This window comes from Pseudomonas sp. 382 (assembly GCF_002759075.1).
GTDB classification, from domain to species: Bacteria; Pseudomonadota; Gammaproteobacteria; order Pseudomonadales; family Pseudomonadaceae; genus Aquipseudomonas; species Aquipseudomonas vlassakiae.
Genome location: NZ_PEMX01000038.1, coordinates 1 through 25126, shown reverse-complemented (window position 1 = coordinate 25126; position 25126 = coordinate 1). Strand labels below are relative to the sequence as shown.

The window sequence follows — 25126 nt, the reverse complement described above, 5'->3', positions numbered from 1 at the left end:
CCTGGATCAATGAGCAAGCAACCCTCCCTGAGCTACAAGGACGCCGGTGTAGACATCGACGCCGGCGAAGCACTGGTCGAACGCATCAAGGGCGTGGCAAAACGCACCGCACGCCCTGAAGTCATGGGTGGCCTGGGCGGCTTCGGCGCCCTCTGCGAGATCCCGGCCGGCTACAAGCAGCCGGTGCTGGTCTCCGGCACCGACGGCGTCGGCACCAAGCTGCGCCTGGCACTGAACCTGAACAAGCACGACAGCATCGGCCAGGACCTGGTCGCCATGTGCGTCAACGACCTGGTGGTCTGCGGCGCCGAGCCGCTGTTCTTCCTCGACTACTATGCCACCGGCAAGCTGAACGTCGACGTGGCCGCCACCGTGGTCACCGGCATCGGCGCCGGCTGTGAACTGGCTGGCTGCTCGCTGGTCGGCGGCGAAACCGCCGAAATGCCGGGCATGTACGAAGGCGAAGACTACGACCTGGCAGGCTTCTGTGTCGGCGTGGTGGAAAAGGCCGAGATCATCGACGGTTCCAAGGTTGCCACCGGCGACGCGCTGATCGCCCTGCCGTCCTCCGGCCCACACTCCAACGGCTATTCGTTGATCCGCAAGATCCTCGAAGTGTCCGGCACCGACATCGAAAACACCCAGCTCGACGGCAAGCCGCTGACCGACCTGCTGATGGCGCCGACCCGCATCTACGTCAAACCACTGCTGCAGCTGATCAAGAACACCGGCGCAGTCAAGGCCATGGCCCACATCACCGGTGGCGGCCTGCTCGACAACATCCCGCGTGTACTGCCGAAGAACGCCCAGGCCGTGGTTGACGTGGCCAGCTGGCAGCGCCCGGCAGTGTTCGACTTCCTGCAGGAAAAAGGCAACGTCGACGAGCACGAAATGCACCGCGTCCTGAACTGCGGCGTCGGCATGGTCATCTGCGTGGCCCAGGATCAGGTCGACGCAGCCCTGAACGAACTGCGCGCCGCCGGTGAACAGCCTTGGGTCATCGGCCATATCGCCGAGGCCACCGAAGGCGCCGCTCAGGTCGAACTGCAGAACCTCAAGGCACACTGATGCCGAGCAAGCCCTGCAATGTAGTGGTACTGCTGTCGGGTTCCGGCAGCAACCTGCAAGCCTTGATCGACAGTTGCCGCGCGCAGGACAGCCAGGTACGCATCGCCGCGGTGGTCTCCAACCGTGCCGATGCCTATGGTTTGCAGCGGGCCCAGGCAGTCGGTATCGACACCGTGGTGCTCGACCACACCCAGTTCGACGGCCGTGAAGCCTTCGATGCCGCGCTGATGGCGCACATCGACGGTTTCACCCCGGACCTGGTGGTGCTGGCTGGCTTCATGCGCATCCTCAGTGGCGGCTTCGTGCGCCACTACCACGGTCGCCTGCTCAACATCCACCCGTCGCTGCTGCCTCGCTACAAGGGCCTGCATACTCACCGTCGGGCACTGGAAGCAGGCGACGCCGAACATGGCTGCAGCGTACACTTCGTCACCGAGGAACTCGATGGCGGGCCTCTGGTCGTACAGGCTGTAGTACCGGTGCTGCCTGATGACACGGTGGAAAGCCTGGCCCAAAGGGTTCACCATCAGGAACACCAGATCTACCCGCTGGCGGTGCACTGGTTTGCCCAAGGGCGCTTGCGCCTGGGTGAACAGGGTGCCTTACTGGATGACCAACCGCTGCCGGCCAGTGGTCACTTGATCCGACCCTAGGAGAATTTATGCGTCGCGCCCTGCTATTGGCTCTCGCCGTGCTCGCCCTGCCCCTCCAGGCAGCTGACCTGAAGCCGTTCTCGGCAAGCTACACCGCCGACTGGAAGCAACTGCCCATGAGCGGCACCGCCGAGCGCAGCCTGGTCAAGAACAAGGACGGCAGCTGGGACCTTGATTTCAAGGCCTCCATGATGATCGCCAGCCTGACCGAGCAAAGTACCCTGCGCCTGGACAACGACACCCTGCTGCCGCAAAAGTACCACTTCGAGCGCGGCGGCCTGGGCAAGGCCAAGACCGTCGACCTGACCTTCGACTGGAACGCCAAGAAAATCACCGGTACCGACCGCAAGGACGCCATCAACCTGCCGCTCAACCGCGGCGTGCTGGACAAGTCGTCCTATCAACTGGCCCTGCAGCACGATGTGGCTGCCGGCAAGAAGAGCATGACCTACCAGGTGGTCGATGGCGACGAGATCGACGCTTATGACTTCCGCGTACTCGGCACCGAGAAGGTCACCACCAAGACTGGCCAGGTCGAGGCGGTAAAAGTCGAGCGCGTGCGCGACCCCAGCCAGAGCAAGCGCATCACCGAGCTGTGGTTCGCCAAGGATTGGGATTACCTGCTGGTACAACTGCGCCAGGTCGAGACCGATGGCAAGGAGTACGTGATCGTGCTGCAGGATGGCACGGTCGATGGCAAGACGGTGAAGGGTAACTGATCCGCCACAGCCCGCAGCATCCGGAGCCCCGCCTTGTGCGGGGCTTCTTTTTGCCTGGCTTTCATGAAACTTGTTTCATGCCCGTTTTATTTACTTAGCCTGCTAACAAACTCTATAAAGGGGTTGTGCGACACAGTGTCGCAGCCAACTCAAGCAGTGGAGTTTACCGATGACAGTCCAAGTAACCGAACGCGACGAATCGAAAATGTCCCACGAAGGCCTGGCCGCTGGCGTGCGGATCTGGGATGTGCACCAGCAAGGCCAGCTGGTAGGCATGTTCCACCAGGAACATGAAGCTCACCAGTATCGGGCCGAGCTCGAAGCCCTGGAAAACCAGCGCACCACGCAATGACCCGGTCTTCCAATAAAAAACCCCGCCGCGGCGGGGTTTTTCGCATCACCACATCAGATCATCCGGGATCTTGTAGGCCGCGTACGGATCGTCTTCGTCCGCCTCCTCGACATGGGTATTGAGCAGCAGGATGCGGCTCGCGTCGCGCTCCTGAATCTTCACCGCCGCCTCGCGCGGGATCACTTCATAGCCACCGGCATGCGACACGATGGCCAGGGCACCGTTACTCAGGCGGGTGCGCATCAGGGCATTGACGGCAATGCGCTTGACCTTCTTGTCGTCGACGAAGTTGTAGTAGTCCTCGGTGGTCAGCTTGGGCAGGCGGGTGGCTTCGATCAATTGCTTGATCTGCGCCACACGGGCCTTCTGCTCGGCTTTTTCCTGTTGCTGGCGATTGAGTTCCTGGTCACGCCTGGCCTTCTCGGCCATGGCTTCCCTGGCCATACGCTGCTGGCTGTCGTCGACTTCGACCTGGCCCTTGTGCTCCATGCGCTTCTGTTTCTTTTCGGCTTTGTTGGTCTGTGAGACCTGTTTCTGGTTGACCAGACCGGCTTTGAGCAATTGGTCGCGAAGGGAAAGGCTCATGAATGTTCACTCACTTATGCAACAGCTCAGCCGCAGCTGGGCAGGTTCTTTTCCTGACGTTTGGCTTCACCCCAGAGGGCATCCAGCTCGTCAAGGTTACAATGTTCAATCGGCCGACCGCTGTCGCGCAATGCCTGTTCGATAAAGCGGAAACGCCGCTCGAACTTGCGGTTGGCGCGGCGCAGGGCGTTTTCCGGGTCTTGCTTGAGGTGCCGGGCCAGGTTCACGGCGGCAAACAGCAGGTCGCCGACCTCATCCTCGAGGGCATCGGCGTCGCTGTCGGCCATGGCCTGCAACACTTCATCGAGCTCCTCGCGCACCTTGTCCAGCACCGGCAATGCCGCTGGCCAGTCGAAACCGACAGTGGCAGCGCGTTTCTGCAGTTTGGCCGCCCGCGACAGCGCCGGCAATGCCGTTGGTACGTCATCGAGCAGCGACAGTTGTTCAGGGGTGCTTTTCTCGGCGCGTTCCTCGGCCTTGATCTCTTCCCAGCGTGACTTGACCTGGGCCTCGTCAAGGCTGGGGGTGTCGAGCGGTGCGTACAGTTCGCCGGTCGGGAAGACGTGCGGGTGACGACGGATCAGCTTGCGGGTGATGCTATCGACCACGCCATCGAACTCGAAACGCCCCTCCTCCCGGGCCAGCTGGCTGTAGTACACCACTTGGAACAACAGGTCGCCGAGCTCGCCCTGCAGGTGTTCGAAATCGCCGCGCTCGATGGTGTCGGCGACTTCGTAGGCCTCTTCGATGGTGTGCTGCACGATGCTCGCATAGTTCTGCTTCAGGTCCCATGGGCAGCCGTACTGCGGGTCGCGCAGGCGGGCCATGAGGTGCAGCAGGTCTTCGAGGGTGTAGGTCATTCAAGCAGGTCCTTCAGTGGCAACTTCTTCGCGGGCAAGCCCGCTCCCACAGGGTATTGTGCAATTTCCAAGATGTGCACCCTACCTGTGGGAGCGGGCGTGCCCGCGAAGCAGGCGCCGCGGTCTCAAGGGGTACGATTACGCCGCGTCTCGATGATGTTCGGCAACTGCGAAATCCTGCCCAGGAGGCGCCCAAGCGCATCCAGGCCCGGAATCTCGATGGTCAGCGACATCAGCGCGGTGTTGTCTTCCTTGTTCGAGCGGGTGTTTACCGCCAGCACGTTGATCTTCTCGTTCAGCAGTACCTGCGACACGTCGCGCAACAAGCCTGGGCGGTCATAGGCGCGGATGACGATGTCGACCGGATAGGTCTGCACCGGGATCGGCCCCCAGCTTACCTGGATCATCCGCTCCGGCTCGCGCCCGGCCAGTTGCAGCGCCGAGGCGCAGTCCTGGCGGTGGATGCTGACGCCGCGGCCCTGGGTGATATAACCGACGATGGCGTCGCCCGGCAGCGGCTGGCAGCAGCCGGCCATCTGCGTGAGCAAGTTGCCGACGCCCTGGATCTGGATATCGCCACGCTTGCCGGTACGCGGCCCGGTGGGCTTGCGCGGCACCAGCTCGATCTGCTCGATGCGCTCGGGCTCGAGCAATTGCTGGGCGGCGTTGACCAGGTGCGCCAGGCGCAGGTCGCCGGCCCCCAGCGAGGCGAACATGTCTTCGGCGGTCTTGACGTTGGTCTTCTCGGCCAGGCGCTCGAAGTCCACCTGCGGCAGGCCCAGGCGGCTGAGCTCGCGTTCGAGCAAGGTCTTGCCGGCAGCGACGTTCTGGTCACGCGCCTGCAGCTTGAACCAGTGGACGATCTTGGCCCGCGCCCGCGAGGTGGTGACGTAGCCCAGGTTGGAGTTCAGCCAGTCGCGGCTCGGGTTGCCGTGCTTGCTGGTGATGATCTCCACCTGCTCGCCGGTCTGCAGGCTGTAGTTGAGCGGCACGATGCGCCCGTTGATCTTGGCGCCACGGCAGTTGTGGCCGATCTCGGTGTGCACCCGGTAGGCGAAGTCCAGCGGGGTGGCCCCCTTCGGCAGGTCGATGGCGTGGCCATCCGGGGTGAACACGTAGACCCGGTCAGGCTCGATATCGACCCGCAGCTGCTCGGCCAGGCCACCGATATCGCCCAGCTCTTCATGCCATTCGAGCACCTGGCGCAGCCAGGAAATCTTCTCTTCGTAGTGGTTGGAGCTCGGCTTGACGTCGGTGCCCTTGTAGCGCCAGTGGGCGCAGACGCCGAGTTCGGCTTCTTCGTGCATGCCGTGGGTACGGATCTGCACTTCCAGCACCTTGCCCTCGGGGCCGATCACCGCAGTGTGCAGCGAGCGATAGCCGTTTTCCTTGGGGTTGGCGATGTAGTCGTCGAATTCCTTGGGAATATGCCGCCACAGGGTGTGCACGATGCCCAACGCGGTGTAGCAATCGCGCACCTCCGGCACCAGCACGCGGACCGCACGCACGTCGTAGATCTGGCTGAACTCGAGGCCCTTGCGCTGCATCTTGCGCCAGATCGAATAGATGTGTTTTGCCCGGCCGCTGATGTCAGCCTTGACACCTGTCGCCAACAGCTCGTTCTGCAGCTGGTTCATCACATCGCTGATGAAGCGCTCCCGGTCCAGCCGGCGCTCGTGCAACAGCTTGGCGATCTGCTTGTACTGGTCGGGCTCCAGGTAGCGGAAGGACAGGTCTTCCAGCTCCCATTTGATGTGGCCGATGCCCAGGCGGTGGGCCAGTGGCGCATAGATGTCGAACACCTCGCGCGCCACGCGCAGGCGTTTTTCGTCATCGGCGGACTTCACCGCACGGATCGCGCAGGTACGCTCGGCCAGCTTGATCAGCGCCACGCGCACGTCGTCGACCATGGCCACGAGCATCTTGCGCAGGTTCTCGACCTGCGCCTGCGACCCCAGCACCAGCGACTGGCGCGGGCTGAGGCTGGCACTGATGGCGGCCATGCGCAGCACGCCGTCGATCAGCTTGGACACCACCGGGCCAAAGCGCTGGCCGACTTCGGCCAAGGTCACCTTGCCTTCACGAACCGAGCGATAGATCACCGCCGCGACCAACGAATCCTGATCGAGTTTGAGGTCGGCAAGGATTTCAGCGATTTCCAGGCCAGCCTGATAACTGGACGTACCATCGGCCCACGAATGCTTGGCCGGGTTGCCCTTCTTTTCGATTTCCTGGGCGAACTCGCAGGCTTCTTTAAGCGCCACGCGATCCAGAGCCGAATCGACGCTAACCACATGATCCAGCCATGCTTCGAGATTGATACTGCCGTCTGTGTTGACCGGCTGGTGCACTCTCACCTGTACCATCTTTGTTTTACCTTTCCATACAGCGCACCACACGGGTGCACTGGCTATCACCGTGCAGCTTCGCTTCCGTGGAAGCCGCACCAAGGGGCCAGCTCGCTAGCCCGCTTCGAATAACGCCATGGCTTCGACATGCGCCGTCTGAGGAAACATGTCGATAATCCCGGCCCTTTTTAACCGGTACCCCTGGCCGACCAGCACCTGGGCGTCTCTCGCCAGCGTGGCCGGGTTGCACGATACATACACCAAGCGCTTGGCCTTGAGGCGGGCGATGTCTTGCACCACCTCGTATGCACCGTCGCGCGGTGGATCCAAGAGTACCGCAGAAAAGCCCTCGGCGGCCCATTCGGCGCCTGCCAAAGGCTGCGATAAATCGGCCTGAAAAAACGCGGCGTTATGCACATCGTTGTTCCGGGCATTGGCCGCGGCCCGATCGACCATGGCCTGTACACCTTCAACTGCCACCACTTCACGTGCCTGGCGCGCCAGCGGCAGGGCAAAGTTGCCGAGGCCGCAGAACAGGTCCAGCACACGCTCGTCAGCCTGCGGAGCGAGCCAGGCCATGGCCTGCTCGATCATCGCCGTGTTGACCTGGGCGTTGACCTGGACAAAATCGCCCGGGCGCCAGGCCAGTTCCAGCTGCCAGGGCTCCAGGGCAAAGCCCAGTTTCGCCTCGGCATCCACCGCTGCCGGCTCGCCTTCACCCTGCAGCCACAGCTGCGCCTTGGCCTCATCACAGAATGCCTGCAGGCGCGCCAGGTCGTCCGCAGGCAACGGCGCCACGTGACGCACCAGCACGGCCTCGGCGGTACCGCTGAACAGTTCCACATGGCCGATCGCCTGCGGCTTGCCCAGCGAGCGCAATACGGTCGGCAAGTGGCGAAGAATAGATTGCAAAGGCTGTACCAGCACGGCGCAGTCATCGATGGAGACAATTTCCTGGCTGGCCTCGGCGCGGAAACCGACATCCAGGTGCTTGGCCTTCACGTCCCAGCGCACGGCTACTCGCGCGCGGCGGCGGTAGCCGAGTTCCGGCCCGCTCAGGGGCGCGGCCCATTCTTCGGGCTGCACGCCGGCCACCCGTTGCAGTTGTTCGGCCAAGGTGCGCTGCTTGAGCACCAGCTGTGCATCGTGGGGCAGATGTTGCAGGTTGCAACCGCCGCAACGCTGGTAGTGGCGGCAGGGCGCCTGGCGGCGTCCAGGGCTGGCTTGCAGCACACGCTCCAGGCGCGCCTCGACGACCTTGCCGCGGGCGTTGAGCACCCGCGCTTCGACCGCTTCACCGGCCAGTGCGCCGCTGACGAACCAGGTACGCCCTTCCAGGAAGGCGATGCCGCGGCCGTCACCGGCCAGGCGCTCGATAGCCAGGCGCTGCTTCTTGCCCACGGGGACCTGGGGCGTGCGGTTGCCGCCGGCTGGCTGGAAGCGCAGGCCGCTGTTGCTTTTTTTCTTGGACATTTAGCTCGGGTCGAACAGGCCGGTGGACAGGTAACGGTCGCCGCGGTCACAGATGATCGCGACCATCACGGCGTTTTCCACTTCGCGGGACAGGCGCAGCATGGCTGCCACCGCACCACCGGAAGACACGCCGCAGAAAATGCCCTCTTCGCGCGCGAGGCGGCGAGTGGTGTCCTCGGCCTCCTGCTGGGACATATCCATCACGCGGTCGACGCGGGTGGCATCGAAAATCTTCGGCAGGTACTCCTCGGGCCAGCGGCGGATACCCGGAATGGCCGAGCCTTCCATCGGCTGCAAGCCGACGATCTGCACGCTGGGGTTCTGTTCCTTGAGGTACTGAGAGCATCCCATGATGGTACCGGTGGTACCCATGGAGCTGACGAAATGGGTGATGCTGCCCTGGGTCTGCTGCCAGATCTCCGGGCCGGTGCTGGTGTAATGGGCGATCGGGTTGTCGCCGTTGGCAAACTGGTCGAGGACCAGGCCGCGGCCTTCGGCCTGCAACTTCTCGGCGAGGTCGCGGGCGCCTTCCATGCCCTCTTCCTTGGTCACCAGGATCAGCTCGGCGCCGTAAGCGGTCATGGCGGCCTTGCGTTCGGCGGTGGAATTGTCGGGCATGATCAGGATCATCTTGTAACCCTTGATCGCCGCCGCCATCGCCAGGGCGATGCCGGTATTGCCGGAGGTGGCTTCGATCAGGGTGTCGCCTGGCTTGATCTGGCCGCGCAGTTCGGCGCGGGTGATCATCGACAGTGCCGGGCGGTCCTTCACCGAGCCGGCGGGATTGTTACCTTCGAGCTTGAGCAGGAGGGTATTGCTGGTTTCGCCAGCGATACGCTGCAGGCGAACCAGGGGCGTATTGCCGACGCAATCGGCGATGGTTGGGTACTGCAAGGTCATGGTGTATTTCACAATCCGGACGGCAGGGGTGCCTATCATACCGGCAAACCTTTCCCGGCCATATCACGCAATCTGTGGACGCTATAGCTACCAGCTATAACGGCGCCACCGAAGAGGCCGGCACATGAAACGGCAGCCGCATGCACAGCCGGAGCCCTGACGTGCCATTTTCGGCCCACAAGGTCCCACCCTGGCGCTGAATGGCACTGCGGGCAATGCTCAACCCCAGGCCGAAACCGCCGTCCCCAGGCCGCGAACCATCGAGCCGGGAAAACGGCGCAAAGATGCGCTCCAGATCCTCATCGGCGACACCGCCGCCTTCATCTTCCAGCCACAGACGCCAGTAGCCACCTTCGCGCTGCCCGCCCAACCGTACCAAGCCGTTTTCCGGCGAATGGCGGATGGCATTGCGCAGCATGTTCTCCAAGGCCTGGGCCAAGTGGTTGAGGTTACCCTGCACCCAGCAATTGCCCGGCAGTTCACAGCGCAAGCGCCCGGGCGACCAGCCGCTTTCGTAGCTGGCGTCCTCGGCCAGCAGCTCCCAGAGCGCCTGGACCTGGATCGGCTCAAGGTTCATCGGCGCACGTTCGGCATCCTGCCAGGCCAGTTGCAGCGTGTTCTCGACCAACTGCTGCATGCAGTCGACTTCACGGCCCAGGCGCTCACGCAGGCGCGCGAAGTCAGTCTCGCCATCGCAGGCGACGCGCAGGCGGCTCAGCGGGGTGCGCATTTCGTGGGAAAGGTCGCGCAGCAGTTGCTGCTGCATCGCCACGGTACCTTGCAGGCGCTCGGCCATCTGATCAAAGGCTCGGGCCAGTTCACCCAGTTCGTCGTGGCGGGCCGTGGTGCGTGAATCCAGCCGTGCCGAAAGCTGGTCGGCACGCCAGGCATTGGCCTGCTCGCGCAACTGGTTGAGCGGGACGATCAGCATGCGGTACAAGCCGACACACAGCAGCAAGGTGAACAGGCCAGGGATGATGCCGTTGGTGACGACCTGCCAGAACACGCGGTACTGGCCGGGGTTGAAACGTTGCGGCAGCTCGATCACCAGCATGCCCTGCTGCGGCGCACCGGGGAACGGAATGCGCAACCAGGGTTGGTCGACGCTGCGCCGGCTCATGGGCCAGTCGACCCCACGCAGGCGGGTCAGCCGCTGCATGATCTCAGGGCCAGGAATGGCGCTGTCCAGGGGACGCAGGTTCAGGTCGAGCACACCGATCCAGCCATGCTCACGCTGGTGCATCGCCGCCACCCAGCGGTCCAGCCCTTCGCGTCCCCCGGTGCGCCAGGCCCTTTCGGCGTCGCTGGCATAGTCGCGCAGCACCTGGCGGGCCGGCGGGTCGAGAAAGGCGTTGCGGGTTTCCATATGACGGCCCCAGGTGTAGCTGAGGCCGATCATCAACAGGCAGAAACCCACCAGCAGGGTGGCCAGCTTCCAGAACAGTGAATGGCGATCAAGCATGACTTAGTCCGCTTCGCCGGCACTGAGCACGTAGCCCTTGCCCCACACCGTGCGGATCTGCCAGGCGTGGTAATCGATACCCTTGAGTTTGCGGCGGATCTGGCTGATATGCATGTCGAGGCTACGGTCGTGCCGCGAGTAGCCGCGCTGGAGCACCTGCTGGTAAAGGAAGGGCTTGCTCAGTACTTCATCGACATTGCGATGAAGGATATCGAGCAGGCGGTATTCGCTCGGCGTCATGCCGGCGTGCTGGCCATTCAGGCTGACATCACACCGGCTTTCGTCGAAGTACAACTCGCTTGCGGCCACCGCCTGCTGCGGCTGATGACGCCGCTCAAGAGCGACCCGGCGCAGGATCGCCTCGATCCGCACCTGCAGTTCGGCGATGCTGAAGGGCTTGGGCAAGTAGTCGTCGGCGCCGCGCTGGAAACCGCTGATGCGGTCGGCCTCGGCGCCCAGTGCCGACATCAGGATCACCGGCGTGGCGCTGCGCTGGCGCAGCCGGGCAAGGGCATCCAGGCCATTGAGGCCGGGCAGCAGGATGTCCAGCAGGACCACGTCGAACGCTTGGCGGTCGGCTGCTTCCAGGCCATCCAGGCCATTGCGGCACCAGGTGACCTGGAAGCCGCCACGCTGCAGTTCTTCGTGCAGGTACGCCCCCAGCACAGGATCGTCCTCGATCGCCAGGATGCGCGAGGCGCAACTAGTTACAGGATTCATTGGCAACTGCCATACATTCTCAATTGCGCGATTATTGTGCATGCTCTCCTTTCAGGCAACTGCCTGCGACCAGTGCCTTGGCCCGCCACGAAATGACATTCAAAGAGTGCAATAGCGCAGCCAGCGGAGTAACTTTCCGCTTTGTGCCGTCGCAGCGACGACGGCATCCAGGCACATCACAGGAGGCGAGTGTGCTCGATCGTTTGGGAATCAGAAGCCGGGTGCTGCTGCTGGCATTGCTGCCTGCCAGCCTGATGGCACTGGTGCTGGGCAGCTATTTCACCTGGCTGCAGCAAGACCAGTTGCGCACCCAGTTGCTGCAGCGCGGCAAGATGCTCGCCGAGCAACTGGCCCCGCTGGCCGCACCGGCCCTGGCACGCCAGGCGCCTGCCCAGCTGGAGCGCATTGCCGCGCAGACCCTGGAGCAGGCCGACGTACGTGCCGTGGCCTTCCTCGCCCCCGACCGCAGCCGCCTGGCCCATGCCGGCCCGAGCATGATCAACCAGGCGCCCAGCGGCGGTACCGGCACGCAGTTGCTGCAGCGTACCGGCAACGACGCCACCCGTTACCTGATGCCGGTGTTCGGCCACCACCGCGATCTGGCCACCGATGCCGTACCGGCCGAAGCCGAGCGCCTGCTCGGCTGGGTCGAGATCGAGCTGTCCCACGACGGCACGCTGCTGCGTGGCTACCGCAACCTGTTCACCAGTGTGCTGCTGATCCTCGCCTGCCTGGCCCTCAGTGGCCTGCTGGCGATGCGCATGAGCCGTACCATCAATGACCCGATCGCACGCATCAAGCAGACGGTCAACCTGCTCAAGGACGGCCACCTCGACGAACGCCTGCCGGCCATGGGCAGCCATGAGCTGGACGAACTGGCCCGCGGCATCAACCGCATGGCCGAGACCTTGCACGGCGCCCACGAAGAGCTGCAGCACAGCATCGACCAAGCGACCGAGGACGTACGCCAGAACCTGGAAACCATCGAGATCCAGAACATCGAGCTGGACATGGCGCGCAAGGAGGCCCTGGAGGCCAGCCGCATCAAATCGGAATTCCTGGCCAACATGAGCCATGAAATCCGCACCCCGCTCAATGGCATCCTGGGCTTCACCCACCTGCTGCAGAAGAGTGAGATGACCCCGCGGCAGCTGGACTACCTGAACACCATCGAAAAGTCCGCCGACAACCTGCTGGGGATCATCAACGAGATCCTCGACTTCTCCAAGATCGAAGCGGGCAAGCTGGTGCTCGACAGCATCCCGTTCAACCTGCGCGACCTGGTCCAGGACACCTTGACGATCCTCGCCCCTGCCGCCCACGCCAAGCAGCTCGAACTGCTCAGCCTGATCTACCGCGATACGCCGATTTCGCTGATCGGCGACCCCTTGCGGCTGAAACAGATCCTTACCAACCTGGTGAGCAACGCGATCAAGTTCACCCGCGAAGGCACCATCGTCGTCCGGGCGATGCTCGACGACGAACACGAAGACAGCGCCCAGCTGCGCATCAGCGTGCAGGACACCGGCATCGGCCTGTCACCACAGGACGTGCGCACGCTGTTCCAGGCCTTCAGCCAGGCCGACAATTCACTGGCTCGTCAACCCGGCGGTACCGGCCTGGGGCTGGTGATTTCCAAGCGCCTGATCGAGCAGATGGGCGGCGAAATCGGTGTCGACAGCACGCCGGGCGAGGGTTCGCAGTTCTGGATCAGCCTGAGCCTGCCCAAGGCACACGACGACATCGAGGAGCAGCCGCTGCAACCGCTGCTGGGACGCAGAGTGGCCATCGTCGACGGCCATGAGCTGGCGCGCCAGGCCCTGGAGCACCAGCTCGAGGATTGCGGCCTGAGCGTCAGCCTGTTCGCGTCCTACGACCAGCTGCTGCAAGGCGTGAAGGCCGGCTTCCAGGCCGGCATGCCCTTCGAGTTCGCGGTGCTCGGTGCCAACCTCGGTACGCTTTCACCGGAACAGCTCGGCCAGTACAACCAGCAACTGGAGCGCCTGCGCTGCCAGTGCGTGGTGCTGTGCCCGACCACCGAGCAAGCGCTGTATCACCCCTTCCTGCCCAACGGCCATGGCCAACTGCTGTCCAAGCCGACCTGCACGCGCAAGTTACGCCGCCTGTTGCTGGAATTGGTACAACCGCGACGGCTGCAGGCCGAACCGGGGTTGCCCGGCAGCGGCCAGCGCCGGGCGAAGATTCTGTGCGTCGACGACAATGCCGCCAATCTGTTGCTGGTACAGACGCTGCTCGAGGACCTGGGCGCCGAAGTGCTGGCGGTAGACAACGGCCTTGCCGCCGTGCAGGCGGTCCAGGCTGAGCCTTTCGACCTGGTGCTGATGGACGTGCAGATGCCCGGCATGGACGGCCGCGCCTGCACCGAGCAGATCCGTCTGTGGGAAAAGACCCAGAGCGGCAACCCGCTGCCGATCGTCGCCCTGACCGCGCATGCCATGGCCAACGAGAAACGCGCTCTGTTGCACAGCGGCATGGACGATTACCTGACCAAGCCGATCAGCGAGCGGCAGTTGGCCCAGGTAGTGCTGAAGTGGACCGGGCTGAGCCTCGGTGCGTCGCCACTGGAGCATGCCAGCGAGCCACTGGGTGACGGCCATGAGCTACCTGTGCTGGACCCGGACGAAGGCTTGCGCCTGGCTGCCGGCAAGCCAGACCTGGCAGCCGACATGCTGGCCATGCTGCTGGCGTCGCTGGAAACCGACCGCCAGGCGATTCGCTCCGCTCGCGAGGCAGCTGACAGCACGACGCTGATCGAGCAGGTGCACCGGCTCAATGGTGCCTCGCGTTACTGCGGTGTGCCGCAGTTGCGGGCGGCGTGTCAGCGCAGCGAGACACTGCTCAAGCAGGACAGCCCGCAGGCCCAGCAGGCGCTGGATGAGCTGGACGCGGCGATCAATCGGTTGGTGGCGCAGGCGCGCCTTAGTGCCTGACTGGATAGAGTCGGCGCTCGGTCTCCCAGGCGCCACAAAACCCAAGACATACACTGCAAAGGACCCATACCATGCGCGTTCTGTTGTTCAGCAGCCAGCACTACGACCAGGAAAGCTTCACCCAGGCCGCCCGTGACAGCGCCCTGGACCTGCACTTCCAGCCCACCCGCCTGACCCTCGACACCGCCCCGCTGGCCCAGGGCTACGAGGTCGTCTGCGCCTTCATCAACGACGAGCTCGACGCCCAGGTGCTGCAGCGCCTGGCCGCGGGTGGTACGCGGCTGATCGCCCTGCGCTCGGCCGGCTACAACCACGTCGACCTGGCCGCGGCGCAGCGCCTTGGCCTGGCCGTGGTGCGCGTGCCGGCCTATTCGCCACATGCCGTGGCCGAGCATGCCGTGGCCTTGATCCTGGCGCTCAACCGCCGCCTGCACCGGGCCTACAACCGCACCCGCGAAGGTGACTTCACCCTGCACGGGCTGACCGGCTTCGACCTGCATGGCAAGACCGTCGGTGTTGTCGGCACTGGCCAGATCGGCAGCGCCTTTGCCCGCATCATGGCCGGTTTCGGCTGCCAGTTACTGGCGTATGACCCCTACCCCAACCCGGAACTGCTGGCCCTTGGCGCGCGCTACATGGCATTGCCCGACCTGCTGCGCGAGGCGCAGGTCATCAGCCTGCACTGCCCGCTGACCGAGCACACCCGGCACCTGATCAATGCGCAAAGCCTGGGCCAGTTGCAGCCGGGCGCCATGCTGATCAACACCGGGCGTGGCGCGCTGGTCGACACACCGGCACTGATCGACGCCCTGAAAAGCGGCCAGCTCGGCTACCTGGGCCTGGACGTCTACGAAGAGGAAGCCCAGCTGTTCTTCGAGGACCGCTCCGACCTGCCGCTGCAGGATGATGTGCTGGCACGGCTGCTGACCTTCCCCAACGTGATCATCACCGCGCACCAGGCATTCCTGACCCGCGAGGCCCTGGACGCGATCGCCGCCACCACCCTGGACAACATCATCCGCTGGGCGGCGGGTAATCCGCAGAATCTGGTCAGCGGTTGATGCTAGGATACGCGGCATTTCTGGAGGACCCATGGTCGAGCACGATTTCCGCTATACCCTTTTCAACCCGCAACACACCCTGATCGAGTGCCGCGCCCTGGTTCCGGGCCGCTATCAGGTGACCGGCAACGGTGGCTCGATGCACAAAGGCGACGTCCTGATCGTGACCCTCAAGGGCAGCAAGGACCTGGCCATGCGCCTGACCGTCGAGAGCGTGCGCCACCTGATCAACCCACGTGGCCAATGGGTAGCCGTGGCCAGCGGCCCGGTGTTCAACGAGCTGGAAATCCTCACCTGGAAGGTCGAGTGCGACAGCTGCGACGCGGTGCTGGACTTCGAGTTCGCCGTCGACGCCAAACTCGGCAAGGCGGCCCGTCAGCCGGCTGCCAGCGCCCGTGTTGCCGAGCTGGGCTGGGCCAGCCGTGGCGACAAGCACCTGTGCCCGCGTTGCCAGGAGAGCGCCGAGTGAAGAATCTGCTGACCGGCGTGCTGATTGCCACCGGCCTGCTCGGCTGTGCTGCCGAACCTTCGAAGCTGCAGCAGGAGCGCAGCTACGTGCTGGAGTGGATCGGCGAACGTCCGCTGATCGACTACAGCCACCTGACCCTGACCCTGGCCAGCGATGGCCGCGCCTACGGCAATGCCGGCTGCAACCACTGGTTTGCGCCGTATACGCTGGACGGTGAGCACCTGAGCTTCGGCAAGGTCGGCAAGACCCGCAAACTGTGTGCCCCGGCGTTGATGGAGCAGGAAAAGCGCTTCCTGCAGGCGCTGGAGACGGTACAGCGCTGGGATGTGTCGCCTATCGAGCAGTTGCGCTTCTGGCCTGAAGAAGGCAAACCCCTGCGCTTCTGGCCCGAGGAAGGCTGAAGATTGCCGGGGCTGCTTTGCAGCCCTTTCGCGACACAAGGCCGCTCCTACAAGTAACGCGACCGCCTGTGGCAGCGGCCTTGTGTCGCGATAGGGCCGCAAAGCGGCCCCAGGGCATCAGGCGCCTTTCAGGGCCTTGATCTTGGCCTGCAGCCCTTCCAGGGTCTGCTCGCCCATCAGTTGTTCACGCACCTTGCCCTTGTCATCGATGATGTAGGTCACCGGCAGCGCCTCGCTGCGTGGCAGGTCATAACGCTCGGCCGGGTCCTGGGCCAGCACGGTGAAGCCGATGCCCAAGGCCTCGGCTGCCTGCTTCAGCTCAGGCCCTTGCAGGCCATCGAAATTCACCCCGACCACCTTGATGCCATCGGCAGCCCACTGCTTGGCCGCCTGGTTCAGTTCAGGTACCTCGGTTCGGCACGGGCCACACCATTCGGCCCAGTAATTGAGCACTACCCAGTGCCCGTCGATCTGTTCCGCCTTTACCGTCTTGCCATCTTGGTCCACGCCATAATCGGCACCGCAACCACCGAGCAAAAGGCTCGCGGTGATGGCCAGTACTGCTGCCAGACGCCTTGCCATGGGTCAATCCTTCTCGAAGTTTCAAGCAAATAGGTCAGTCGCTGCGGTTAGAATAGCTGCCACACCCAGCTGGATGCGACCCGACATGACTGACTTGACGCTCTATCATAACCCGCGCTGCTCGAAATCCCGCGGCGCGCTGGAACTGCTTGAACAACGCGGCCTGGCACCGACCATCGTGCGCTACCTGGAAACCCCGCCCGATGCCGCCACCCTCAAGGCCCTGCTCGGCAAGCTGGGCATCGCCCCACGTCAGTTGCTGCGCAGCGGTGAAGACGAATACAAATCCCTCGACCTGGCAAACCCGGCAATGAGCGACGCGCAGCTGATCGACGCCATGGTCAACCACCCCAAGCTGATCGAACGCCCGATCCTGGTCGCCGGTGACAAGGCCGTGATCGGCCGACCGCCGGAGAAAGTCCTGGAGATCCTGCCGTGAGTGCGCCGTACATCCTGGTGCTGTATTACAGCCGCCACGGCTCGACCAGTGAGATGGCCCGGCACATCGCCCGCGGCATCGAGCTGGCCGGCATGGAAGCACGCCTGCGCACGGTGCCGGCGATTTCCACCGAATGCGAAGCGGTAGCCCCGGACATCCCTGCCAGCGGCGCGCTGTACGCCACCCTCGACGACCTGCGCCGCTGCGCTGGCCTGGTGCTGGGCAGCCCGACCCGCTTCGGCAACATGGCCGCACCGCTGAAGTACTTCCTCGATGGCACCAGCAGCCTGTGGCTGGGTGGCGAGCTGGTCGGCAAGCCGGCCGGCGTGTTCACCTCCACCGCCAGTTTGCACGGCGGCCAGGAAACCACCTTGCTGTCGATGATGCTGCCACTGATGCACCACGGCATGCTGGTGATGGGCCTGCCGTACAGCGAGTCGGCGCTGCTGGAGACCCGCGGTGGCGGCACGCCTTATGGGGCCAGCCACCACGCCGGCGCCGATGGCAAACGTGAACTGGACCCACACGAGATCGCCTTGTGCCGTGCCCTTGGCCAACGCCTGGCGACCACGGCCAAGGTCCTGGAGGCCGCGCGTGGCTAGAAAGCCCAAGGTGTTGCCGCCGCTCGAGTGGCTGGCGCCGCGCCTGCGCCTGACGCGGGCGTTGAGCCTCGCGTCGTTCTTCGGCCTGATGGCGCTGCTGGTGGTGAACAACTTGTGGTTCGCCAACCTGCATGGGGCGCGGGTCGAAGTGATCCTGGCAATCGAACTGGTGCCGCTGTTACTGCTGCTGCCGGGCATGCTGATGGGCAGTGCCCGGGCGCATGCCTGGACCTGCTTCGTGGTGAATATCTACTTCATCAAGGGCGTGCTGGCAGCGTTCGACCCGGCGCGGGCGGTGTTTGGCTGGGTCGAGGTACTGGTAAGTCTGAGTCTGTTCGTGGCCGGGCTTTTGTATGTGCGCTGGAAGTTTCAGTTCGAACGGCGCCTGGCGGGCGAAGGGCGTTAGCTTCTTCGCGGGCACGCCCGCTCCCACAGGGACCGCGCTGACCTTGTGGGAGCGGGCGTGCCCGCGAAGAAGGCTACACAAAACTCAATGGTTGACGGTATGCGCCAGCATCACCGACAGCTGGCACAGCGGTCGCCCGCTCTCTGCGTGCCATTGATTGAACGCTTGCTGCACCACGGCCAGGTCGCGCTGGCTGGTCGGCTGCTTGTCGATCACCTTCTGTGCAATCAACGCCGCCGCCATGTCTTCAGTGGGAATGAAGGTGTCCTTGCCGACCATGCGCAGGAAGCGCGGCGCCGACAACCCGCCCAACTGGTTACCGTGCCTGGCCAGGTACTTCCACAGCCCGATGATGTCGGTCTCTGGCCATTCGGCGATGAACGCGCCGAAGCTGCCCTTCTCCTTTGCCACATCGAGGATCATCTGCGCATTGCGCGGCACGCTCTTGAGCTTGCCCAGGTGGCGGATGATGCGTTCGTCGTGCATCAAGCGCTCCAGGTGTTCGGCCCCCATCAGCACGACCTTCTCCGGGTCGAAGCCGAAGAACACCTGTTCGAACGCGGGCCACTTGGCATCTACCAGGCTGTGCTTGAGCCCCGCGCGAAACACACGCAGGGCCAGAGTCGACAGGTAGCGGTCGTCAGCGATGTCGCGCAACTGCGCAGGCGTGCGCGGCTGCGGCAGGTAGGCCTCCAGCGCCTGGGCCGAGCCGAAGCGGTTCAGGCAGTACTCGTGCAGCCACTGGTAATCGCGCATGGCTTCAGATGTTCACCACGTCGAGGAAACGCGGGGTGGCGTTCTCGTCGATCTTCAGGCTGGTGAAGTCGAACAGGTTACGGTCGGCCAGCTGCGACGGCGCCACGTTCTGCAGGGCGCGGAAGATGCTCTCGGTCCGGCCCGGGTGCTTGCGCTCCCACTCCACCAGCATGTCCTTGACCACCTGACGCTGCAGGTTCTCTTGCGAGCCGCAGAGGTTGCACGGGATGATCGGGAATTGCTTCATGTCGGAGTAGGCCTGGATGTCCTTCTCGCTGCAGTAGGCCAGCGGGCGGATCACCACGTTGCGGCCGTCGTCGGCACGCAGCTTCGGCGGCATGCCCTTGAGCGCGCCGTTGAAGAACATATTGAGGAAGAAGGTTTCGACGATGTCGTCGCGGTGGTGCCCCAAGGCCATCTTGGTCGCCCCGATCTCATCGGCGAAGGTATACAGCGTGCCACGGCGCAGGCGCGAGCACAGCGAGCAGGTGGTCTTGCCCTCGGGGACCAGTTCCTTGACCACCGAGTAGGTGTCCTTCTCGACGATGTGGTACTCGACGCCCAACTCCTTGAGGTACGCCGGCAGCACATGCTCGGGGAAGCCTGGCTGCTTCTGGTCCATGTTCACCGCGACGATCTCGAACTTGATCGGTGCCACCTTCTGCAGGTGCAACAGAACGTCGAGCATGGTGTAGCTGTCCTTGCCGCCAGACAGGCAGACCATGACCTTGTCGCCATCTTCGATCATGTTGTAGTCGGTGATGGCTTCGCCGGCGAGGCGACGCAGGCGTTTTTGCAGTTTGTTCTGGTTGACCGAGAGGGTGCCCATAGCGCTTGGATCCGCGAGGTGTGACAAAAGCCGGCTATTTTACGCACAAACCACGCGCACCTGTAGGGATTCCGATAAAGACTTCAATGTAATCAACAGCGGCCTCGACAGCGCAATTTGCTCTAAAAAGCAGGGTTTGAGCAGGGATTGACTTCCTATACTGCGACATAAGGCCACATTACCGTTCTGCTTCGGTGCCTTGGCCTCGGGCCGCTTGCGCTCCACGTGGGGGGCGATTGGCAACATTGAGAGGAGTGACCGGCATGATTCATCACGTTGTGGGGCTGTTTACCCATCCCGACCAGGAATGGCGGGAGATTCGTGGCGAAGAAGAAAGCATCAGCCACATGTACCTGACCCATACCCTCATCCTGGCGGCGATTCCCGCCATTTCCGCCTTTATCGGCACAACCCAGGTGGGCTGGGTGATCGGTGGCCGGCCAGCGGTGATGCTGACCATGGATAGCGCGATCTGGATGAGCATCATGTCATACGTGGCGATGCTCGCCGGGGTTGCGGTGATGGGGGCGTTCATTCACTGGATGGCCCGCACCTACGACGCCAACCCGTCCATGGCGCAATGCATCGCCTTTGCCACCTACACCGCCACTCCGCTGTTCCTCGGCGGCCTGGCGGCGCTCTATCCGCACCTGTGGTTGGGCATGCTGGTGGGGACCGCTGCCATTTGCTACACCGTGTACCTGCTGTATGTCGGCTTGCCGACGTTCATGAACATACCGTCGGATGAAGGCTTCCTGTTCTCAAGCTCAGTGCTGGCCGTGGGCCTTGTGGTGCTGGTGGCGATCATGGCCGCAACCGTGATCATCTGGGGCTTGGGCGTGGGGCCGGTATACACCAACTAGATCAGATCCAGCCAACATAGGGCATCAAGCAGAGGCCGCCGCAAAGGCGGCCTTTGCCTTTGTACCTATGGCTGCTTGCTGACCGGTGGCTCGGCAAGCGCGACTGGCATGCGGCATAATGCCCGGTCAGGAGAACCACCCCGCCATGCCCGAGCTGCTCAAACAACGCGTCGAAACCTGTTACCAGCAAGCCGAAGCCTTCTTCAAACGCCCCTTCCCGCGCCCGGAAGTCAGCTTCAAGCTGCGCGGCCAGAAAGCCGGCGTCGCTCACCTGCACGAGAACCTGCTGCGCTTCAACCTGCAACTGTATCGCGAGAACCAGGACGACTTCCTGCGCCAGACCGTGGCTCATGAAGTGGCGCACCTGGTGGCCCATCAGCTGTTCGGTGACCGCATCCAGGCCCATGGTGAAGAGTGGCAGCTGATCATGCGTGGGGTGTATGAACTGCCGCCGAACCGTTGCCACAATTATGCAGTGCAGCGGCGCGTGGTAACCCGCTACATCTACCGCTGCCCATGCCCGGAGAGTGATTTCCCGTTTACCGCGCAGCGGCACAAGCTGGTGCGCCAAGGGCGCCGCTACTTGTGCCGGCGCTGCCGCGCGACTCTGGTGTTCAGCGGTGAAACCCGCCTCGAATAGCCAGGCACAAGAAAGGCGACCCGAGGGTCGCCTTCTTTTTTACCGCCTGAGGATCAGCGTACCGGGGTTTCTGCCACGCCCAGGTCATCGGTAGGTACCGACAACTCCAGCGGTGCGCCACCGGAAGCCAGCTCGGAGGCCAGCTTGTCGTCGTCCATCTCCTTCACCCACTTGGCCACGACCACGGTGGCCACGGCGTTGCCGACCAGGTTGGTCAGCGCCCGGGCTTCGGACATGAAGCGGTCGATACCGAGGATCAGCGCCAGGCCGGCAACCGGCAGGTGGCCGACGGCCGACAGGGTGGCAGCCAGCACGATGAAGCCCGAACCGGTCACGCCGGCAGCACCTTTGGACGCGACCAGCAGCACCAGCAGCAGGGTGATCTGGTGGGTGATGTCCATGTGGGTGTCGGTGGCCTGGGCGATGAACACCGCAGCCATGGTCAGGTAGATCGAGGTACCGTCGAGGTTGAACGAGTAGCCAGTCGGGATCACCAGGCCGACGACCGATTTCTTGGCACCCAGGCGCTCCATCTTGGCCAGCATGCGTGGCAGGGCCGATTCCGAGGAGGATGTGCCCAGCACGATCATCAGCTCTTCACGGATGTAGCGGATCAGCTTGAGGACACTGAAGCCGTGGGCGCGGCAGATACCACCCAGCACCACCAGCACGAACAGCAGGCAGGTGATGTAGAAGCACGCCATCAGGTAGCCCAGCTGCACCAGCGAGCCCACGCCGTACTGGCCGATGGTGAAGGCCATGGCGCCGAAGGCACCGACCGGGGCCAGCTTCATGATCATGTTGATGATGTTGAACATCACGTGGGCGAAGCGGTCGATCAGGTCCAGCACCGGCTTGCCGTAGCTGCCCAGGCGGTGCAGGGCGAAGCCGAAGATCACCGAGAACATCAGCACCTGCAGGATGTCGCCGTTGGCGAAGGCGCCCACTACGGTGCTGGGGATGATGTTGAGCAGGAAGCCGACAGTGGTCTGCTGCGCGCCGGCGGCGGCGTAGGCGGCCACGCTGCTGGCGTTCAGGGTGCTGACGTCGATGTGCATGCCAGCGCCCGGCTGGACCACGTTGACGACCACGAGGCCGATGATCAGGGCGATGGTGGAGACGATCTCAAAGTACAGCAGCGCGTAGCCGCCGGTCTTGCCGACCGACTTCATGCTCTGCATGCCGGCGATGCCGCTGACCACGGTACAGAAGATGATGGGCGCGATGACCATCTTGATCAGTTTGACGAAACCATCGCCCAAAGGCTTCAGGGCGACGCCGGTTTCGGGGTAGAAGTGGCCGAGCAGGATGCCGATGGTGATGGCGACCAACACCTGGACATACAGGGATTTGTACAGCGGCTGACGTGTCGTCATGGCTCATTTTTCCTCAAGTGTGCCGGCTTCACCCTTCCCAGGGTGTTCGGGCACCTGAATCGCTAACCCTCCTGCACCTGGAGGGATTTGTCGTTGTGTTCGAGCTGCCTGGGCAGGCCTCTGCCAAGTGAGATAGCAAGGGCGATGCCAAAATGCCCATCTTGGGTGCAGCGCTACTGTTTACGGGCTGTAAACGCCCAACGACGGGGCGATTTTTCTGAGCAATGGTGGCGGATTTCCGCCCGATGGCGGGAAATGTACAGGGTATATGGCGGGAATCCGCCCGAACGGGTAATGCCTGTGCTGGCCCTTTCGCGGCTAAAGCCGCTCCCACAGCAACAGCACCAGCCTCAAATGCGGCGCGGTCCCTGTGCGAGCGGCTTCAGCCGCGAAAGGGCCGGCACAGCAACCCATCAATCAAGGTGCAAGGTGATGCAGAAGGCGGCCCCGCCCAGCGCGGATTCATCCAGGGTCAGCCCGGCGCCATAGCTGTCGACGATGTCCTTGACCACCGCCAGACCAATACCCTGCCCCGGGTGCTGCCGGTCCAGCCGTTCACCGCGCTCGAGAATCCTCTCACGCTGGTCGGCCGGCACCCCGGGGCCATCGTCCTCGATGCACAACCTCAGCGTGCCAGGTGCTTCCTGCAGGCTCACCCGCACGTGCCCCAGGCTGAGCCGGTAGGCGTTCTCCAGCAGATTGCCCAGCAGTTCCAGCAAGGCCCCCTGCTCCATCGGCACGTGCGACTGTGCCGGTACATCCAGCTCGACCTCGACGCGCTTGTCGCGATAGACCTTGGCCAAGGTGCTGCACAAGCTCTCCAGCACCGGCCGCAACAGCACGTTGTGGCGCACCAGGCCGCTCTTGCGCAGGCTGGCGCGCTGCAGCTGGTAATCGATCTGCTGGCTCATGCGCTCGATCTGGCTCTGCAGCACCCGCGCCTGCTCGCGCTCGCCGGCACGCTGCTGCATGCTCTCGCCCACACCCTGCAACACTGCCAGCGGGGTCTTCAGGCTGTGGGCCAGATCGCCCAATGAATCGCGGTAACGGGTGCGCTGCTCGCGTTCGCTGCTCAGCAAGCGGTTCAGCGAGCGGGTCAGGCGCAGCAGTTCACGTGGGTGCTCGCCACTGAGGCCATCACGTGCGCCAGACTCCACCTCATCAAGCTCGATACTCAACCGGCGCAACGAACGCAACCCCCAGGTCAGGCCGGCCCAGAGCAGCGCCAGCAAGACCAGCAAGGCCGCGCCAAAGCCCAGGTAGAGCTTTTTGCGCAGGCCATCGAGCGTGGCCCTGTATTCACTCACCGGTTGCAGCGCCACGATGCTGTATGCCGCGCTCTGGCCGCCGAGCAGCTTGATCTCGACGTCATAGACGAAGAACTCTTCGCCATCGTCCTGGTGGATGCGGGCAAACTCGTTGCCGCGCCCGTCGTAGCGCGGGCGGTAGTTGATATGCCGGTCGCTGGTGGCACGCGAGCGCCAGACCAGGTTGCCGTCACGGTCGAAGATGTAGCCGAGCAGGCCGGTATAGGGCAGGTTGTAGCGCTCATCCGGGAGCAAGTCGGGCATCTGTAACTGGCCATGCTCGATGCGCGCTGCGGAAATCAGCGTGGTCACGTCCGAAGCCAGGCGCTGCTCGATCGACTCCTGCAGGGCCAGGCTGAAAGCCTTCTGCAAGGCGGGCAACAAGGCCAGCATGAACAGCAGCGCCAGCACCGCGGCCGCCAGCATCAGGCGTACCCGCAGCGAGCGGATCATCGGCAGCGCTCGGTGAACAGGTAACCCAGGCCGCGCACCGTGTCGATTGGCTTGAAACCGTTCTCGCCCTCGAGCTTGCGGCGCAGGCGGCCGACCAGCACCTCGATGACGTTGGGGTCGCGCTCCTCGTCGCCGGGATAGAGCTGCTCCATCAGGCGCTCCTTGGCCACCACCTGCTGGTGATGACGCATGAGGTACTCGAGGATGCGGTACTCATAGGCCGTCAGTGCCAGCGGCTGTTCATCCAGGGTCGCCTGCTTGCGGTTGAGGTCAAGCACCAGGGGGCCGTCGGCGATGGTCGATTGGGTGAACCCGCTGGAACGGCGCAGCAAGGCGTTCAGGCGTGCCTCGAGTTCCTCGAACTGGAACGGCTTGACCAGATAGTCGTCGGCACCGGCAGCCAGGCCTTCGACCTTGTCCTGCCAGTTGCCACGGGCGGTGAGAATAAGGATGGGGAAGGCCTTGCCCTGGCTGCGCAGGCGGCCGATCAGCTCAAGCCCGCTGATGCCCGGCAGGCCAAGGTCGACGATGGCCAGGTCGAAGTGAAAGTGTTCGGCCTGGTACAGCGCCTCTTCGGCATTGGCCACGGCTTCGACCACATGGCCGCTTTCACCCAGACGTGTATGGAGGTGGTGCCGCAGCAGGGCTTCGTCCTCGACCACCAGCAGTTTCATTCAACGCTCCTCATTAATGTACTGCCTGTAACGGCCCTCTCGCGGGTAAACCCGCTTGTATGGTTAGACTTGAAGGGGTGGTGGGACTAAATGCCCGATTCTGACTGTTAGCAGCAGTACAGACCGTGGGAGACATCGCCCCACCCCTTCCACCAAAGCGCCGATAAAGAATGCATC

At 63.6% G+C, this 25126-nt stretch carries 26 protein-coding genes; 13 read left to right on the top strand and 13 right to left on the bottom strand.

Annotated elements, in window-relative coordinates; all coding sequences use genetic code 11:
- Window positions 1-9: 9 nt before the first annotated feature.
- The 4 genes from purM to CQW31_RS26770 all read left to right on the top strand — a co-directional run bounded on the left by purM (window position 10) and on the right by CQW31_RS26770 (window position 2792).
- A complete protein-coding gene (gene purM / locus CQW31_RS26785) occupies window positions 10-1068 on the top strand; it encodes a phosphoribosylformylglycinamidine cyclo-ligase (RefSeq protein ID WP_054885552.1) in 1059 nt (352 codons plus the stop codon).
- The gene (gene purN / locus CQW31_RS26780) at window positions 1068-1721 is read left to right on the top strand and encodes a phosphoribosylglycinamide formyltransferase (RefSeq protein ID WP_054885553.1); all 654 of its coding nucleotides are present in this window, start codon (window positions 1068-1070) and stop codon (window positions 1719-1721) included. The genes purM and purN overlap by 1 nt, the downstream gene beginning before the upstream one ends.
- 8 nt (window positions 1722-1729) lie before the next feature.
- Window positions 1730-2440: a DUF3108 domain-containing protein gene (locus tag CQW31_RS26775; RefSeq protein ID WP_054885554.1), complete on the top strand. Its 711-nt coding sequence runs from the start codon at window positions 1730-1732 to the stop codon at window positions 2438-2440.
- 169 nt (window positions 2441-2609) lie between these two features.
- Window positions 2610-2792, top strand: a complete 183-nt coding sequence (locus tag CQW31_RS26770) for a hypothetical protein (RefSeq protein WP_054885555.1) — start codon at window positions 2610-2612, stop codon at window positions 2790-2792.
- Window positions 2793-2837: 45 nt separating this feature from the next.
- On the opposite strand, the gene CQW31_RS26765 is transcribed toward CQW31_RS26770, so the two are convergent.
- The 7 genes from CQW31_RS26765 to CQW31_RS26735 all read right to left on the bottom strand — a co-directional run bounded on the left by CQW31_RS26765 (window position 2838) and on the right by CQW31_RS26735 (window position 11140).
- Window positions 2838-3377, bottom strand: a complete 540-nt coding sequence (locus CQW31_RS26765; RefSeq protein ID WP_099815815.1) for a DUF2058 domain-containing protein — start codon at window positions 3375-3377, stop codon at window positions 2838-2840.
- 26 nt (window positions 3378-3403) lie between these two features.
- A complete protein-coding gene (mazG, locus tag CQW31_RS26760) occupies window positions 3404-4237 on the bottom strand; it encodes a nucleoside triphosphate pyrophosphohydrolase (RefSeq protein ID WP_099815814.1) in 834 nt (277 codons plus the stop codon).
- 125 nt (window positions 4238-4362) lie between these two features.
- The gene (gene relA, locus CQW31_RS26755; RefSeq protein ID WP_054885558.1) at window positions 4363-6603 is read right to left on the bottom strand and encodes a GTP diphosphokinase; all 2241 of its coding nucleotides are present in this window, start codon (window positions 6601-6603) and stop codon (window positions 4363-4365) included.
- A 96-nt stretch (window positions 6604-6699) separates the two neighbouring features.
- A complete protein-coding gene (gene rlmD / locus CQW31_RS26750) occupies window positions 6700-8058 on the bottom strand; it encodes a 23S rRNA (uracil(1939)-C(5))-methyltransferase RlmD (RefSeq protein ID WP_099815813.1) in 1359 nt (452 codons plus the stop codon).
- A complete protein-coding gene (gene cysM, locus CQW31_RS26745) occupies window positions 8059-8958 on the bottom strand; it encodes a cysteine synthase CysM (RefSeq protein ID WP_099815823.1) in 900 nt (299 codons plus the stop codon).
- Window positions 8959-9052: 94 nt separating this feature from the next.
- Window positions 9053-10420 (bottom strand): sensor histidine kinase, encoded by a 1368-nt coding sequence (locus CQW31_RS26740; RefSeq protein ID WP_099815812.1) that lies wholly within the window; start codon window positions 10418-10420, stop codon window positions 9053-9055.
- Window positions 10421-10423: 3 nt separating this feature from the next.
- Complete coding sequence (locus tag CQW31_RS26735; RefSeq protein WP_099815811.1) at window positions 10424-11140, bottom strand: response regulator transcription factor; 717 nt, start codon at window positions 11138-11140, stop codon at window positions 10424-10426.
- A gap of 191 nt (window positions 11141-11331) precedes the next feature.
- On the opposite strand from CQW31_RS26735, the gene CQW31_RS26730 reads away from it, so the two are divergent.
- The 4 genes from CQW31_RS26730 to CQW31_RS26715 all read left to right on the top strand — a co-directional run bounded on the left by CQW31_RS26730 (window position 11332) and on the right by CQW31_RS26715 (window position 16022).
- Window positions 11332-14091 carry a response regulator gene (locus CQW31_RS26730; RefSeq protein ID WP_054885563.1) on the top strand — a complete coding sequence of 920 codons (2760 nt, stop codon included), beginning with the start codon at window positions 11332-11334 and terminating at the stop codon, window positions 14089-14091.
- A gap of 71 nt (window positions 14092-14162) precedes the next feature.
- The gene (locus CQW31_RS26725; RefSeq protein ID WP_099815810.1) at window positions 14163-15152 is read left to right on the top strand and encodes a 2-hydroxyacid dehydrogenase; all 990 of its coding nucleotides are present in this window, start codon (window positions 14163-14165) and stop codon (window positions 15150-15152) included.
- Window positions 15153-15183: 31 nt separating this feature from the next.
- On the top strand, window positions 15184-15621 hold the full coding sequence (locus CQW31_RS26720; RefSeq protein ID WP_054885565.1) for a hypothetical protein: 438 nt from the start codon (window positions 15184-15186) through the stop codon (window positions 15619-15621).
- Complete coding sequence (locus CQW31_RS26715; protein ID WP_054885566.1) at window positions 15618-16022, top strand: META domain-containing protein; 405 nt, start codon at window positions 15618-15620, stop codon at window positions 16020-16022. The genes CQW31_RS26720 and CQW31_RS26715 overlap by 4 nt, the downstream gene beginning before the upstream one ends.
- A 117-nt stretch (window positions 16023-16139) precedes the next feature.
- Here the strand turns inward: CQW31_RS26715 and CQW31_RS26710 are convergent, their stop codons facing one another.
- Window positions 16140-16604 carry a TlpA disulfide reductase family protein gene (locus CQW31_RS26710; RefSeq protein WP_054885567.1) on the bottom strand — a complete coding sequence of 155 codons (465 nt, stop codon included), beginning with the start codon at window positions 16602-16604 and terminating at the stop codon, window positions 16140-16142.
- 85 nt (window positions 16605-16689) lie between these two features.
- Between CQW31_RS26710 and arsC the strand changes: the two genes are divergently transcribed.
- The 3 genes from arsC to CQW31_RS26695 are packed head-to-tail and all read left to right on the top strand — an operon-like array spanning window position 16690 to window position 18051.
- A complete protein-coding gene (gene arsC, locus CQW31_RS26705; protein ID WP_099815809.1) occupies window positions 16690-17043 on the top strand; it encodes an arsenate reductase (glutaredoxin) in 354 nt (117 codons plus the stop codon).
- On the top strand, window positions 17040-17645 hold the full coding sequence (wrbA, locus tag CQW31_RS26700) for an NAD(P)H:quinone oxidoreductase (RefSeq protein ID WP_099815808.1): 606 nt from the start codon (window positions 17040-17042) through the stop codon (window positions 17643-17645). The genes arsC and wrbA overlap by 4 nt, the downstream gene beginning before the upstream one ends.
- A complete protein-coding gene (locus CQW31_RS26695; RefSeq protein WP_054885570.1) occupies window positions 17638-18051 on the top strand; it encodes a DUF2069 domain-containing protein in 414 nt (137 codons plus the stop codon). The genes wrbA and CQW31_RS26695 overlap by 8 nt, the downstream gene beginning before the upstream one ends.
- Window positions 18052-18135: 84 nt before the next feature.
- On the opposite strand, the gene CQW31_RS26690 is transcribed toward CQW31_RS26695, so the two are convergent.
- Together CQW31_RS26690 and ttcA are read right to left on the bottom strand one after the other, a co-directional pair.
- On the bottom strand, window positions 18136-18807 hold the full coding sequence (locus CQW31_RS26690) for a DNA-3-methyladenine glycosylase I (protein ID WP_099815807.1): 672 nt from the start codon (window positions 18805-18807) through the stop codon (window positions 18136-18138).
- A gap of 4 nt (window positions 18808-18811) precedes the next feature.
- Complete coding sequence (gene ttcA, locus CQW31_RS26685) at window positions 18812-19636, bottom strand: tRNA 2-thiocytidine(32) synthetase TtcA (RefSeq protein WP_054885572.1); 825 nt, start codon at window positions 19634-19636, stop codon at window positions 18812-18814.
- Window positions 19637-19899: 263 nt separating this feature from the next.
- On the opposite strand from ttcA, the gene CQW31_RS26680 reads away from it, so the two are divergent.
- Window positions 19900-20499, top strand: coding sequence for a Yip1 family protein (locus CQW31_RS26680; protein ID WP_054885573.1), 600 nt, complete (start codon window positions 19900-19902; stop codon window positions 20497-20499).
- Between the two features lie 145 nt (window positions 20500-20644).
- Window positions 20645-21139 carry a SprT family zinc-dependent metalloprotease gene (locus CQW31_RS26675; RefSeq protein WP_054885574.1) on the top strand — a complete coding sequence of 165 codons (495 nt, stop codon included), beginning with the start codon at window positions 20645-20647 and terminating at the stop codon, window positions 21137-21139.
- 53 nt (window positions 21140-21192) lie between these two features.
- Here CQW31_RS26675 and CQW31_RS26670 read toward each other — a convergent pair whose 3' ends face one another.
- From CQW31_RS26670 to CQW31_RS26660, 3 genes are all read right to left on the bottom strand, one after another.
- Entirely contained in the window at window positions 21193-22515 is a 1323-nt protein-coding gene (locus tag CQW31_RS26670) for a dicarboxylate/amino acid:cation symporter (protein ID WP_054885575.1), read from the bottom strand.
- A 413-nt stretch (window positions 22516-22928) separates the two neighbouring features.
- Window positions 22929-24275: an ATP-binding protein gene (locus CQW31_RS26665; RefSeq protein WP_099815806.1), complete on the bottom strand. Its 1347-nt coding sequence runs from the start codon at window positions 24273-24275 to the stop codon at window positions 22929-22931.
- A complete protein-coding gene (locus CQW31_RS26660; RefSeq protein ID WP_099815805.1) occupies window positions 24272-24949 on the bottom strand; it encodes a response regulator in 678 nt (225 codons plus the stop codon). Before CQW31_RS26660 ends, CQW31_RS26665 begins: the two co-directional genes overlap by 4 nt.
- Window positions 24950-25126: the final 177 nt, after the last annotated feature.